This window comes from Actinophytocola sp., assembly GCF_050699935.1.
Taxonomy (GTDB): domain Bacteria; phylum Actinomycetota; class Actinomycetes; order Mycobacteriales; family Pseudonocardiaceae; genus Actinophytocola.
In genome coordinates, this window is the sequence record NZ_JBOHGB010000011.1 from 75,278 (window position 1) to 88,130 (window position 12,853).

The following is a 12,853-nucleotide window of genomic DNA, read 5'->3' on the forward strand; positions in this document are numbered from 1 at the left end:
AGGAATCACCCAGCTAGCCAACCAGTTCGGATCCCAGGAACAGGTGCTTGGGGTCGTAGCTGCGAAGGCGATCCAGTTCTTCCCGGGAAGGGGGTGGCTCGGGCGCGACCTCGGACGTCACCGCGAAGGGCCATGGACAGCTCGCGGCGATACGGTCCAAGGCGGCGTCGCGTCCTTCTCCGGCGAGAGGAAGGTAGCGGGTCAGTACGAGTTCTCGTGCATGTTTGTGGAACACGCCAGCGGAGGTCACGATCGTCCGCACCCGTGACCCGGGACTCGTGACGTAGGACAACCGCTGAAGCAAGCGGCTGCGCTCGTGCGCGAGCATCACCAGCAACTCGTCGGCGGCTGAGGCGATGTCATTGGCACCTCCGGAGCCCAGGAGGAAGCCACCGTTCTCGGCCCAGGTCGAGTTGCTGTTTGCATCCTGGTCGACGTAACCGGCGCCGATCACACCGAGCGATCGGGTACTCGGACCGCCGACGAACGCGCCGAGAACCGTCATGACGTCGGTGGTCAACGTGCAGGTCGGCAGATTCCTGTGGGAGAAGATGTACGGCTCTCCGGGTTGGGGCCGGTATCCGAAGATGCCGATCTCGGCCATGAGCTCCACTGCCAGGCCCGCGTCCTGCAACGCGTCGACCGCGAGCCAGGACGCAAGGTTGGCGTGCCCGACGCCGGCCAGGATGGCGTCGTGCGCATCCGACTCGACCCGCCGCCGGATCTCCCGCGCGGCGGTGACGATCAAGTACTCGTTGCCGGTGTACTGCTTCTGGCCGGCCCGGGAGCTTGTTGGCACACCGTCGCGCCAGCCGCCCGGACGTGCGGCATGGGCGAGGTCGTCGAGCCGGGTGGAGCCGATCTTGGCGAGGTACTCCGCGTGATCACGGGTGCCGGCAATCCATTCAGCCGTCCATGCGTCGAACGCGGCCGGCGTGCGTGAGGCCGTCAGGACATCGGTCATGAACGCGTCGTCCTGAATGTACCCGTCGACTCCGGGAAAGCCGGGATTATAGAGGCCGTATGGATGCGACCCGAAAGGGACTTCACATACGGCGAGCACGACATGCGCGGGTATTTTCACCAGAGCACTATGCGCGCGAATCTCGTCAGTGCTGACGATGCGCTCCACGCATGCGATCACGCCTCGACGTGCGGCAAGGGCACCCCATGCGCCTTCGCCAAAGGGTGCGCCGAGCACGACATTTCCCGAGGCGTCGGCCACGACTCCCTGCAGGAGCACGACGTCGGGCCGCAGCGCTGACACCACCCCCGTGCGTGATCCCGAACCGAACGGGTCGTCGACCTCCCTGTAGTCGGACTGAAGATCCGCGGCGAGGCCTGAGCCAGCCAGTGACCTGACAGGCATGTAGGGAAGACCCAACGCACCCGCCATGAGTCGCGTGGTCAACGACAGCAGTGACCAGTTCTCGACGGTAACGCGTCCATTCTGGACCGCTGCCTGAAAGATCCGGTTGGGCCTGGGCTTCGGGTAGTTCTCTCCTGCGAAGCTCGTGATCAGGCGTGTGACGACACCGTTGTGCACCAAGGCATGCTGCGGGCTCACGAGTCCGGCGGTGACGAGCGTCAGTCCTGGACTCTCGCCACGGAATCGTCGGAGCACCTCCATGAGCGCGGCGTTCGGCCGGGCATCGTTGTATGCCGCGTGAATCGTGTCTCCCGGGTGCACGAACGCACGGATCGCCTCGGCAAGAGGCAGCACGCGGCTTCGGCGTTGAACGGTCATGGCGCTATGAGCTGGTGTCTTCGAGCACCGCGACACAAGCCAGCGAACCGGGTCCGCCCAGCGCGTGCGCCAAGCCGCGTCGGGCCCCGTCCACCTGTCGCTCACCCGCTCGGCGCCACAGGTGATCGCAGATGTCGACCACCATTCGGACTCCGGTGGCACCGATGGGGTGACCACAGGATTTCAGCCCGCCGCTGGTGTTCACCGGCAGGCGTCCCGCCGGTCCGGTTGCGCCCGAGAGCACCAGCTCCCGGCCCTCACCAGGTTGGCACAGACCCAGATCTTCGTAGTTGACGATCTCCGTGATCGTGAAGCAGTCGTGTACCTCCGCGACGTCGATCTGTTCGATCGGGACCGTTACACCGGCCTGCTTGAAGGCCGACGTGGCCGCGTTGCGCGTGGCCTCGAAGCTGACGAAGTCGAAACGTTGGGAGAACTGCGCGGTGAAATAGCCGAGGTCGTTGGAGGTGGCGATGCCGGTGATCGTGGCTGAGCGGCGACCGCGGGCGTCCGCCGCGCGGATCAGGACGACGGCCGAGGCGCCGTCCGTCGTCGGACACGCGTCCAGCAGGCCGATCATGCCCGAGAGAGCGGGTGCCGACTCAACCTGGGTCGTGGTGACGGCCCTGCGAAAGTGGGCTCGCGGGTTCATGGCGCCGTAGGCGTGGTTCTTGATCGCGACCGCCGTCATGGCCTCGCGCGGGTCGCCATGGTCGGCTCGGTACCTCTCCGCGACCAGGCCGAACATGCCGGGCGCGGTGCGCCCCTTGGCCAGCAGCGGGTGACCGCGATCGACGTGTTGGGCGACCAGGCTGCCGCGTGGCCCGACATCGCGCATCTTCTCGGCACCGACCACCAGCGCGATGTCACAGGTACCGGCCTTCAGTGCGGCGACAGCGTTGCGGATGGCGTCGAGCCCGGAGGCACAGTATGCCGCGACTCGAGTAACCGGCTTCCCTGCCATGCCGAGCGGCTCGGCCAGAGAGGTGCCAGCGTTGCCCTCATCCGAGTAGGTGTACGCGAACGCGGTACCCAGCCAGGCCGCATCGATGTCCGCGATGGTCAGGCCCGCGTCGGCGATCGCGGCGAGGGCCGTGCTCCTGGCCAGGTCGCCGAAGCTGTGGTCGAACAGCTCACCGAACATGGTGCAGGCCGCGCCGATGATGGCGACATCGTCACCGCGTTCGTCCCGGACCGTGTCGGGGCGGTGCGTGCTAGCCGTCGGTGCCATGCTTCACCTTCCAGAAATAGTGCGGAAGATCTCCCGACCGATGCACCAGCCTCAAGACGAGCCCAGCGCGGTCGCCGACACCGAGTGCGGGTCCGACGTCCTTGGCGGCCTGGGAGTAGAAGCGCCCGCCACCGTCCATGTCGAGCACGACCATCTGGATGGCCTTCGAACCGTCGTACAGGTGATCGATCGTGTGGGTGAAGACCGTTCCGGTACGGGCGAGAGTTTCGGAGATGACCGTGCTTTTCCCGCACCGTTCGCACACATGGGACGAGGGAAAACCGACGGACTGACATGCGAGACATTTGTATCCGGCGCGACCGAGCAACAGCGGCGCATCTCGCCGGAGTTCCTGGGGAGAGGTCCACGGTCCCGTTGAGTCGGTGTCCAGAATTGCCGTGGTCCACTCCCGGTAGTCGTAGGTGCCCGTCGTCCCAGGTTCGGTGGACGCGGCCGCACGAGCGACGTCCCGGCCCGCCGTCAGAACGGCTCCGCTCACACCCCAACCGAGATCGAGCACGGCCAGCGTCGCGCCGACGCCAGCCTCGGCCAGCCGGCGGAGCGACTCGCGGAGCACAGCGGCGGCGCCGTGCGGACTGGCTCTCGGCTGCACGACCTCGCGAACTTCCCACCTCGCGGCGAGCGCGGACGTTCGCAGACGATGGCTGGTGCTGATGATCACTCCGGCGAGATCCTGTTTGGACCGCCCGGCCTCCTTGAGAAGCTCGTCGAGCAGTATCGTCGCCTCCGTCTGGAGGGCCGTCTCCACAAATCGGTCGTCCCCAGCGCTGGATGCCAAGTCCGCCCAGCGATCGAAGGTGAGAGATGCGCGGGTCGAGCACGCGGTGATCTCGGCGATCCGCGGTTCACCGGTGCGCAAGGCGATGGACAGCTCCGGGTGAGGTGGCGCGACGGGCGACTGGCGGGTGCGATCCACGATCCCCGCTGTCGCCGGCCGATCGAGATCCTTCAAGGCGGCGAGGATAGCGGCGGGACCCATGTGCGAGCTCGCGGCGAGCAGGCTCGATGGTTGCCCCGTCACGCCCGACGCGATGAGGTGTGCGAGGACTGCTCGTGGTTCCAGGTCCGATGGGGACCCGGCGAGCATCACGGTCTCGTCGCCCGATGCCGGTCCGATTGCGTCGAAGACCTCCCACAGCATCGTGACGGGATCCTCGTCTGGCGCGGACACGGGCACCCCTATCGGCGAACCCAGTGCGTCGGCGAGCTCGGGAGTCAACGTGAAAGTTGGGACATAGACGGCCACGTCGGCTATTCCGTCCATTGCCACGTGATGCCTCCACTCGACGAAACGCCAGCAAAGCCGCTACCGAGAAATATTGACGACAAGCTGCCTCGGTTGTGGCTCTGCTCGACTGGCTCACTCCGAGCCGGGAAGGTTCAGAACGTTTGTCGGTGCGGATCTCTCACTACGCATACGTGATGCCAGCAGTCGTGCAGGTTCGGCGAAGTGCTGCTCTGTCACGAGCCGCGCGGCTGCCGCGTCGCGGTTGGCGAGTGCGTCCACAAGCGCATCATGTTCAGACAAGCTGCAGGGGATCTGCTTGGGAAACCAGTGGAGGAAAGTGATTGGGATCAGACGTCCGGTCTGGCCGATGAGCCGCAGTAGTCGGCTAGACTTCGTTGCCCGATTGATTTCTCGATGAAACATCCAGTTCGCGGTCACGACATCGCCGCTGACTCTGGCAGCCGTAACGACGTCGTTACGAAGCTCCTGGATTTTCTCCAGCTCCTCGGGTGTTATTCGCTCCGCCGCGAGCCCGGAAGCCACACCCATCATAACCGCCATCAACATGAAGTTCTCGAGCGTGTCCTCCGCGGTGACGCCGATAACCTTGATGCCACTTCGCGGCGCCACGGTGATCAGACCGTCATGGGCCAACTCCAGGCAAGCCTCTCTGATAGGAGTCCGGCTACTGTGAAACTCCTCGGCGAGGCTGTCCAGGTCAATTCGCGAGCCGGGTGGAAGATCGCCGATAAGGATACGGTCACGGAGCTCCTGCGCTATCCGGTCACGAGCCGTTCCGCCCAGTCGCCGCCAGACGCGCTCAGCGGCGTAAGGTACGGGCCAGGGCTCTCCATTCAGGGCTGAGTCCACAGCGTCACCTCATCTAAATCCAGGTAGCCCCATATACTTGATCCTAACATATCAGCGGGTTTTGTGAGCATGCGTCGGGGGAGTGTAGTCGGACACGGCATACGGCCCGACGTGGACGTTCTTCTCATTGTCGGCGGCGAACAGGCTATCGATGCCGTCGAGGATCTGTGCCGTGGAGGTGCCGGTGGGAAAGACCGCCGCGGCACCGAGTTCGATGAGCTTCTCCCTGTCACGTGACGGGATCGTGCCACCCACGACGATCGTGATGTCGGTCGCGTCGTGCTCGGCGAGTGCCACGATTATCCTCCGTGTCAGGCCAATGTGCGCACCGCTCAGAACACTCAGACCCACCACGTCGACATCTTCGTGAATGGCGACCGCCGCGATCTCAGCAGGACGTTGCCGGATCCCCGTGTAAATGACCTCGTAACCCGCGTCACGCAGGATCCGTGCCACTATTTTCGCGCCGCGATCGTGGCCGTCCAAGCCAGCCTTTGCGATCAGTATCCTGCGCCGTAACGGCATCTCAGATCACCTTCGGCTGCTGGAACTCGCCCCATTCATCACGCAGCACGTCGGTGATCTCGCCGATCGTGCAGTACTCGTTGGCGCAGTCGACGAGCAGTGGCATGAGATTGTTCGTTGCCCGAGCCGCCGTGGCGAGCGCGCGCAGCCGTGCCTTCACACCCTGTGCATGACGGGTTCGCTTGACCTCGGCGAGCCGCGTCAGTTGCCGGTGCACTCCAGCGGGATCCAACTCATAACCCTCGATGTCGGGCGGGTGCGCGTCCGATGCGTACGTGTTGACCCCGACGACCACCTCATCGCCGGACTCGATGCGCGCGTGGCGATCCGCCGCCGTGTCCGCGATCATCTGCTGGAGACGCCCCGACTCGATCGCGCTGACCACGCCACCCGCCTGCTCGAGCTGATCCATGATGGTGCTGATGCGCTCCTCCATCGCGTCGGTGAGCTCCTCGACGAAGTAGGAGCCGCCAAGGGGGTCGACCGTCCTGGTCACGCCGGTCTCGTGAGCGAGAATCTGCTGCGTGCGCAGCGCCAGCGTCGTGGTCTCCTGTGTCGGGAGCGCGAAAGGCTCGTCCCATGCCGCGGTGAACATGGACTGCACGCCGCCCAGCACCGAGGCCATTGCCTCGTATGCCACGCGGATGATGTTGTTCTGGGGCTCGCTGGCGTAGAGCGACGAGCCACCGCACACACACCCGACTCGAAACCTGCAAGCGCGGTCGTCCTTGGGCTGATACCGCTCTTTGACGATGCGAGCCCACTTCCGCCGCCCTGCCCGATACTTGGCGATCTCGTCGAAGAAGTCGCCATGTGTGTAGAAGAAGAACGACACCTGCGGCGCAAAGTCGTCAATCGTGAGCCGGCCGCGGGACACGACCTCATCGCAATACGCGACGCCGTCGGCCAGTGTAAAGGCCATCTCCTGGGCAGCAGTGGCGCCAGCGTCGCGAAAGTGTGCTCCGGCAACCGAGATCGCATTGAACCGCGGGACCTCGTCCGCGCAGAACTCGATGGAGTCGGCGATGAGACGCAACGACGGTGCAGGCGGCCAAATCCATGTTCCACGCGCGGCGTACTCTTTGAGAATGTCGTTCTGGATCGTGCCACGGAGTTCCCTGCGTCGCACGCCACTCTTCTCGGCGGCGGCTACGTAGAACGCCAGCAGAATGGCGGCCGTGCCGTTGATCGTAAAGCTGGTGCTGATGTCGCCGAGCGGGATCTGATCGAACAGGATCTCGACATCTCGCAACGAGTCGATGGCCACACCGACACGGCCGACTTCCTCCGCCACATCGGGGTGGTCCGAGTCGTGGCCGATCTGCGATGGAAGGTCAAGGGCCACGGACAGGCCCGTGCCTCCCTCCTTCAGTAGGTACTTGTAGCGTTCGTTCGATTCTTCGGCGGTCCCGAACCCGGAGTACTGCCGGAACGTCCAGAGCCGCTCGCGATACCCGTGTGCGAAGTTGCCACGAGTGAAGGGAAACTGGCCAGGCGAAGCGACCTCGTCGTTATCGGGCCTCGGACCGTACGCCGCCTGGACGGGGAGACCCGACTCCGTCACCAGGTCGGCGCGATGCACTCGATCGCTCAACCTTGCCATGAGCAGGATGATATATTACATTTTACCCGTGGGCAATCGGAGTGGCTCGTGACCGAGGTCCGGGTTCAGCACGTCGCTGGGGTCGCGACGATCACGATCGACCGACCCGCGACGCGCAACGCGATCTCGTTGCGGACCATCGATGAGCTCGGGGCCGCCCTTGCCCAGGTCGAGCAGGATGACGCGGCCGTCGTGGTGCTACGAGGGAGCGGCGATCGCGCGTTCGTGTCAGGTGGAGACCTGAAGGACTTCGCCGTGCTGCGCACTGTGGCCGAGGCCACCGTGATGGCCGACCGGATGAGACGGCTACTCGACACCGTCGCGGCACTGCGAATGCCGACGATCGCCGCGCTCAACGGGCACGCATTGGGTGGAGGCGCCGAGGTTGCGCTTGCCTGCGATCTTCGTGTGGCCGCGGCCGATGTCACGATCGCGTTCAACCAGTCACAGCTCGCCATCATGCCGGCGTGGGGTGGTCTGGAACGTCTGGTCGACCTTGTGGGTAGGAGTGTGGCACTACGGCTGCTGCTGACCGGCGAGAGGCTCAACGCTGCCGATGCCACCGATATCGGACTCGTCGATCTGGAGGTTCCTCGCGCCGGTTTCCAGTCGGCCTACGAGGATCTCGCCGCCAGGATCGCGGCGATCCCACCGACCGTGAGCCGGTCCATCAAGGCCGCGGTGGATGCTGCTCGCCCCAACAGCCATCCTGCCCTGGCCTCCGACGCAGTGGGACGGTTCGCTCGGCTGTGGGCTGACGAGGAGCACTGGGTGGCAGTGAGGCAGCTCGGGCGTTCCTGAGCGCGGCTACGGCTAACCGGGTCGTGCACAACGGCTATTCCTTGTCATGTGAGGTGCTGACCAGCGTCGGCGCGGTATAGGTGATCCGGTGCGGGGCAACGACAAGCGCACCGACCCGGTGACGGACGAGCGGAAGCGGTTCTCCTCGGCGATTCTGCCCCGTAGGCGCGTAATACCCGAAGATCACCGAGATGCTGCCGCTGCCGTACCTGCAGGGCCTGTCGTTCGGGGACTCGTGCCCCCTGGGCCAGTTCCGTGACGCGGGCTGCCGGCCACTCTGCGGTGCCCGGCCAACTCCACGCGTCCGCTGTCCGCGATCGTCCTCCTGCACTGCGCCGGGGCGCGCCCGCGCGAGGACCACCGGATCGAGGCGGGGGCATTCGCCAGGAGCGGGGGTCGCCACGCTGGCCTACGACGCCGGATTTGGTGGGTTCGGTGGTGGTGCCGCGGGATCGGGTGCCCCAGGAGGGGGTCGCCCGCGGTGGAGCAGATCTGTGTGGCGATGGCGTTCTGGGTCGGTCTCCCAGAGCGTGAGGTCAGTGGTGGCCGCGGCGAGGGTGTGTCCGTCGGGGCTGAAGACCAGGCTCCAGGTGGATTGTCGGGCGCGGTCCAGGGTGGCGAGGAGGTGTGGTTGTTGTGGGTTGGTGACGTTCCACATCCAGATTTGTCCTCGCGGATACGTCATGGACCTGGCCACCCTCTGGCGGCTGGCCGAGCACTGGTACGGCGGCCGGCTGGACCGGGGATATGTTCGCCGCGAGCCGGCGGCGGCCGCTGAATACCTGCCCGGGGTCGGGTTGTCCGGCCCGTTCTGGGGACTGTGAGATTCACGGACTGGTGTCGACCGCGCGTTGATAGCGGGCGGCGAGTTCGCGGAGTGCGTCGACCAGTTCTGGTGAGTCGATGACGTCGAAGTCCGCGTCCAGCATGCCCAGGTACATCGCGAGCATCTGCGGGTGGTCCGACCCGGGTTCGAAGGCGCACCGGTCGTGGCTCAGCGACTCGATGTCGGCCGGGATCGGGAGCCGGGCTCGCACTGCGGCCGCGGGCGCGTGCACGATTACCCGTGCCCGGTACCGCCAGGTTGCTTCGCCGATCCCACGCGCCAACCGCGCGGTGATCTCTGCGTCGGGTGGTAGTGCACGCGGGGTGAAGCGCGGTCCGGTCGGGGTCCGCAGGTCGATCCGGTCGACTCGGAAGGTGCGCCAGTCGTCTCGATCCATGTCCCAGGCCACCAGGTACCAGCGTCGCCGGTCGTTGACCAGGCGGTAGGGCTCCACAGATCGGCGACTGGCCGCCCCGGAGTGCGTCTGGTAGTCGAACCGCAGGCGCTCGTGGTCGCGGCAGGCGCTGGCGATCATCGTCAGCACGTCCGGGTTCACGCGAGGACCGGTCGAAGGCATCGGCAGCGTGGACGACTGGAAGGCGCCGACCCGGTGACGTAGTCGCGACGGCAGTACCTGCTGCAGCTTCGCGAGCGCGCGCACCGAGGTCTCCTCCATGCCGGCGATCGAGCTGCTCGCAACGGTCCGCAAGGCGATCGCGACCGCCACCGCCTCCTCGTCGTCGAGCAGCAGCGGCGGCAGCGTGCCTCCGACGCCGAGCCGGTAGCCGCCCGCCACCCCTGGTCGCGCGTCGACCGGATAGCCGAGCCTGCGCAACCGGTCCATGTCGTTTCGGATGGTGCGGGTGGTGACACCGAGCCGGGTGGCGAGCTCCGCGCTGGTCCAGTCGCGCCGGGATTGCAGCAGGGACAGCAGGCGCAGCAGGCGTGCCGAGGTTTCCAACATTCCTCGATTTTGCCTCGGTATCCAGGAACGTAATATTCCGCAATCGTTCGTAGGTTGCTCCCGTCCGCACGAGACGAGGAGAGACACGATGAGCCACGAGATCCGCCCCTTCCGCATCGAGATCCCCGAGGCCGACCTCGACTACCTGCACGATCGGCTGGCCAATGCCCGCTGGCCGGGCGAGCTACCCGGCGTCGGGTGGACCCGCGGTGTGCCGCCGGACTACCTGACCGAGCTCGCCGAGTACTGGCGCTCGCGGTACGACTGGCGCGCCGAGGAGGCCAGGCTCAACCAGTACCCCCAGTTCACCACCGAGATCGACGGCCAGCGCATCCACTTCCTGCACGTCAGATCCGACCGGCCCGACGCGAAGCCGCTGCTGATCACGCACGGCTTCCCGAGCACTGTCGCCGAATTCCAGCAGCTCATCGAGCCGCTGGTGAACCCGGCCGACGGCCAGGCGTTCCACGTCGTCGCGCCGTCGCTGCCCGGGTACGCCTTCTCCACACCGCTGCGCTCGACCGGATGGTCGATGGGCCGCACCGCGCGCGCCTGGATCGAGCTGATGCGCCGGCTCGGCTATGATCGGTACGGCGTGCACGGCGGCGATATCGGCGGCGGCGTGTCCGGCATGGTCGGTTCCCTCGACGGCGAGCATGTCATCGGCGTGCACGTGGTGACCGACCCGATGACCGCCGCGAGCGCGGCCACCTTCCTGCCCGGCATGGCCGACCGGCTCGACGAGAACGACCCGGTCGACAAGGTGATCCTGGATCGGATGACCGAGTTCACCAAGGAAGGCTCCGGCTACCTGGCGATCCAGAACAGCCGGCCGCAGACCATCGGTTATGGCCTGGTCGACTCGCCGCTGCTGCAGCTCGCGTGGATCGCGGAGAAGTTCGAGGCCTGGACAGACCTGCCGATCGACCGTGACCAGCTACTCACCACGGTCAGCCTCTACTGGTTCACCAGCTCCGGCGCCACCGCCGCGCACACCCTCTACGAGCAGGCACACTCGTCGGACTGGGGAGCGCCGCCCGCCGTACCGCAGGGTTTCGCCGTATTCGGCGCGGACGAGACGGTCCGCAAGCTCGTCCCGGCGGCGCCCGACGCGCACTGGACCGAGTTCGAGCGGGGCCTGCACTTCCCGGCGATGGAGGCGCCGACCCAGCTGGCCGCGGACCTGCGCACGTTCTTCGGACCGCTGCGGTGACCCCGCTCAGGTCAGCGTGATCGTCCGGCCGTTTCCCCAGCTCAGGCCACAAATCCGCGATCATGTGTGGCTACCAACTTCGGAAGCCTGGGAGAACTTCTACCGACATGTCGAGGACTGGCTCGCCGGCCGAGGCGTGGGAGCCCTGTTTGTCGTCGTGGACAACAGTCCTCCCGAGTTGGCTGCGGCTGACGTCGTTGTTCGCTACACCCGCAACCGTGCCGTTCCTCCGTACGGTCTCATCGACGACGCCGTTGACTGATCAGGCCGCCCGCCAGCCGTCAGAGCCCAGGCCTGCCAGGTGGGACCCAGTGCGAGATCGCCGTCACCTCATCACCGGTTGCGCTTCCTGAGTCGGTCTGCCCCAGGCCAGATCGACTGTGTGACGAGGTCGCGAATGGCTTGGGGTGGGCGAGTTGTGGTGTGAACCGAGTTGTCCAGGGCATCGGTGAATGACGTCCAGGCAACTGGTGTGGTGTACCCGGCCGGCGGAAGTGCCTTGTCGGCTGCCTCGTCGGGGAGGATGCCCACCAACGGCGATGCGGCGACGCACCAGAGGTTCTCCGCGAGGCGCGGTGCGGACGCGGCGAGTGCGAAGCGTCCCGACCACGCACCGGCGAACGTGGCGTCCAGGCGTACCCAGGGTGGCGTGGATGCGTCGGCGCCGTCGTCACCGGTCGGTCCCGTGCTGCTGACGGTCCACGTGAGGGTGGCGGTCGTGTGTTTGGCCAGCCAGGTTTCCGCCGCTTTCCTGGAGGAGGTGGACCAGTCGTCCGATCGTGTCGCCGACGGTGACCTTGCTCCAGCGCACGGCGGCCACGGTGAGGAAGGGAACCGTAGCGATTGCGGCGTGTCCCGGCCGGTTGCGTGGTGGTGTCTGGGCGGCGATCGGGATGATCCGGACGAGCGGCGCCGCACCGGCCTTCATCTCCTGGACTTGGGCGTCGTGGCTGCTCGGCTCGTCGGCGGACAGCGGTTCAGGATCGCCGGGCGGTGTGGCGTGCCTGGCTGGATTCGTCGGGTCGTGGTCGTCCTCGGGGGTCATTCCGTCCTCGGAGTCGCGGCCAGTGCCTGCAGGCGGTGCAGGACTTCGTCAGCGCCGAGTGCCTGGGTGATGGCGTGCAGGTCGGGGCTGCGAGTGGAACCGGTTAGGGCGACTCGGACGAGTTGGGCGGCTTCGCGGATCGAGCCGGGGTAGGCGTCGGGATTCTTCTTGTATTCCTTGGCGTTGGGGGTGAAGCCGTGCTTGGCGGCGAGCTCGCGGATCTGGTTGAACCATTCTTGCGGGTCGGTGAGGTGCTCGTAGCCGTCCGCGAAGTCGCGGGCGAAGGTGGCGGCGATGTCGGGGGTCACCCCGAGCGAGGCGACGCGCTCGTCACGTGCGCCGGTGAGCGGCGTGAAGAGGTGGGGGAAGAAGAAGCCGTAGGCGGGCCGGAAGTCTGACCATTTGCGGAGGTCCTTGCGCGGGTTGTCGACGCCTTCGCGCTCGACGGCGAGAGCGCGGAGCGCAAGGTCGGTTTCCGCGTCGAGCGCAGCAACCAGTTCGGGGTCGTGCTCGGTGGCCCAGGTGCGGACGGCGTCGAAGACCTGTTGGCTGGTGAGGGTGGCGATGTAGTCGGCGCTGATGTCTTCCAGCTTGGCCAAGGGCTGTCTCGTAACGGGTGGTGTGGGTTGGCGGCGTTGAATGTTGATGTCAGTCGGCGTGGACGATGTTGTGCAGGTGGGCGATTCCGGACACGGCGTCGGTGAGGGTTTGGCGGCGCGGCGGTAGTCGCGGAGGATCTTCCAGCACTTCATGCTGGCCAGGGTGTGCTCGACCCGAGC

12 protein-coding genes and 2 pseudogenes are annotated in these 12,853 nt (G+C 66.3%); 4 read left to right on the forward strand and 10 right to left on the reverse strand.

Annotated features, from left to right (window positions below; all coding sequences use genetic code 11):
• Positions 1-13 precede the first annotated feature (13 nt).
• The 6 genes from ACRDTB_RS06955 to ACRDTB_RS06980 form a co-directional block, all read right to left on the reverse strand.
• Complete coding sequence (locus ACRDTB_RS06955; RefSeq protein WP_431429140.1) at positions 14-1,747, reverse strand: CoA-transferase; 1,734 nt, start codon at positions 1,745-1,747, stop codon at positions 14-16.
• A 4-nt stretch (positions 1,748-1,751) separates the two neighbouring features.
• Positions 1,752-2,978: a thiolase C-terminal domain-containing protein gene (locus ACRDTB_RS06960; RefSeq protein ID WP_431429141.1), complete on the reverse strand. Its 1,227-nt coding sequence runs from the start codon at positions 2,976-2,978 to the stop codon at positions 1,752-1,754.
• A complete protein-coding gene (locus ACRDTB_RS06965; protein ID WP_431429142.1) occupies positions 2,962-4,245 on the reverse strand; it encodes a hypothetical protein in 1,284 nt (427 codons plus the stop codon). Before ACRDTB_RS06965 ends, ACRDTB_RS06960 begins: the two co-directional genes overlap by 17 nt.
• 114 nt (positions 4,246-4,359) lie before the next feature.
• Complete coding sequence (locus tag ACRDTB_RS06970) at positions 4,360-5,097, reverse strand: GntR family transcriptional regulator (RefSeq protein WP_431429143.1); 738 nt, start codon at positions 5,095-5,097, stop codon at positions 4,360-4,362.
• A gap of 51 nt (positions 5,098-5,148) precedes the next feature.
• On the reverse strand, positions 5,149-5,622 hold the full coding sequence (locus tag ACRDTB_RS06975) for a cobalamin B12-binding domain-containing protein (protein WP_431429144.1): 474 nt from the start codon (positions 5,620-5,622) through the stop codon (positions 5,149-5,151).
• Between the two features lies 1 nt (position 5,623).
• The gene (locus ACRDTB_RS06980) at positions 5,624-7,225 is read right to left on the reverse strand and encodes an acyl-CoA mutase large subunit family protein (RefSeq protein ID WP_431429145.1); all 1,602 of its coding nucleotides are present in this window, start codon (positions 7,223-7,225) and stop codon (positions 5,624-5,626) included.
• 48 nt (positions 7,226-7,273) lie between these two features.
• Here ACRDTB_RS06980 and ACRDTB_RS06985 point away from each other — a divergent pair, with 48 nt between their 5' ends.
• Both ACRDTB_RS06985 and ACRDTB_RS06990 read left to right on the forward strand, forming a co-directional pair.
• Positions 7,274-8,026 carry an enoyl-CoA hydratase/isomerase family protein gene (locus tag ACRDTB_RS06985; RefSeq protein WP_431429146.1) on the forward strand — a complete coding sequence of 251 codons (753 nt, stop codon included), beginning with the start codon at positions 7,274-7,276 and terminating at the stop codon, positions 8,024-8,026.
• Between the two features lie 683 nt (positions 8,027-8,709).
• Positions 8,710-8,850 carry a hypothetical protein gene (locus tag ACRDTB_RS06990; RefSeq protein ID WP_431429148.1) on the forward strand — a complete coding sequence of 47 codons (141 nt, stop codon included), beginning with the start codon at positions 8,710-8,712 and terminating at the stop codon, positions 8,848-8,850.
• 3 nt (positions 8,851-8,853) lie between these two features.
• On the opposite strand, the gene ACRDTB_RS06995 is transcribed toward ACRDTB_RS06990, so the two are convergent.
• Positions 8,854-9,816 (reverse strand): helix-turn-helix transcriptional regulator, encoded by a 963-nt coding sequence (locus ACRDTB_RS06995; RefSeq protein ID WP_431429149.1) that lies wholly within the window; start codon positions 9,814-9,816, stop codon positions 8,854-8,856.
• Positions 9,817-9,904: 88 nt separating this feature from the next.
• Here ACRDTB_RS06995 and ACRDTB_RS07000 point away from each other — a divergent pair, with 88 nt between their 5' ends.
• Positions 9,905-11,029: an epoxide hydrolase family protein gene (locus ACRDTB_RS07000; protein WP_431429150.1), complete on the forward strand. Its 1,125-nt coding sequence runs from the start codon at positions 9,905-9,907 to the stop codon at positions 11,027-11,029.
• Between the two features lie 16 nt (positions 11,030-11,045).
• The gene (locus ACRDTB_RS07005) at positions 11,046-11,291 is read left to right on the forward strand and encodes a hypothetical protein (protein ID WP_431429151.1); all 246 of its coding nucleotides are present in this window, start codon (positions 11,046-11,048) and stop codon (positions 11,289-11,291) included.
• Between the two features lie 408 nt (positions 11,292-11,699).
• Here the strand turns inward: ACRDTB_RS07005 and ACRDTB_RS07010 are convergent, their stop codons facing one another.
• The 3 genes and pseudogenes from ACRDTB_RS07010 to ACRDTB_RS07020 all read right to left on the reverse strand — a co-directional run.
• Positions 11,700-12,074 carry a hypothetical protein gene (locus ACRDTB_RS07010; protein WP_431429152.1) on the reverse strand — a complete coding sequence of 125 codons (375 nt, stop codon included), beginning with the start codon at positions 12,072-12,074 and terminating at the stop codon, positions 11,700-11,702.
• Positions 12,071-12,673 (reverse strand): annotated as a pseudogene (locus tag ACRDTB_RS07015) (glutamate--tRNA ligase); the annotation flags it as partial. The gene ACRDTB_RS07010 and the pseudogene ACRDTB_RS07015, both read right to left, overlap by 4 nt.
• Before the next feature lie 49 nt (positions 12,674-12,722).
• Positions 12,723-12,853 (reverse strand): annotated as a pseudogene (locus ACRDTB_RS07020) (IS5/IS1182 family transposase); the annotation flags it as partial.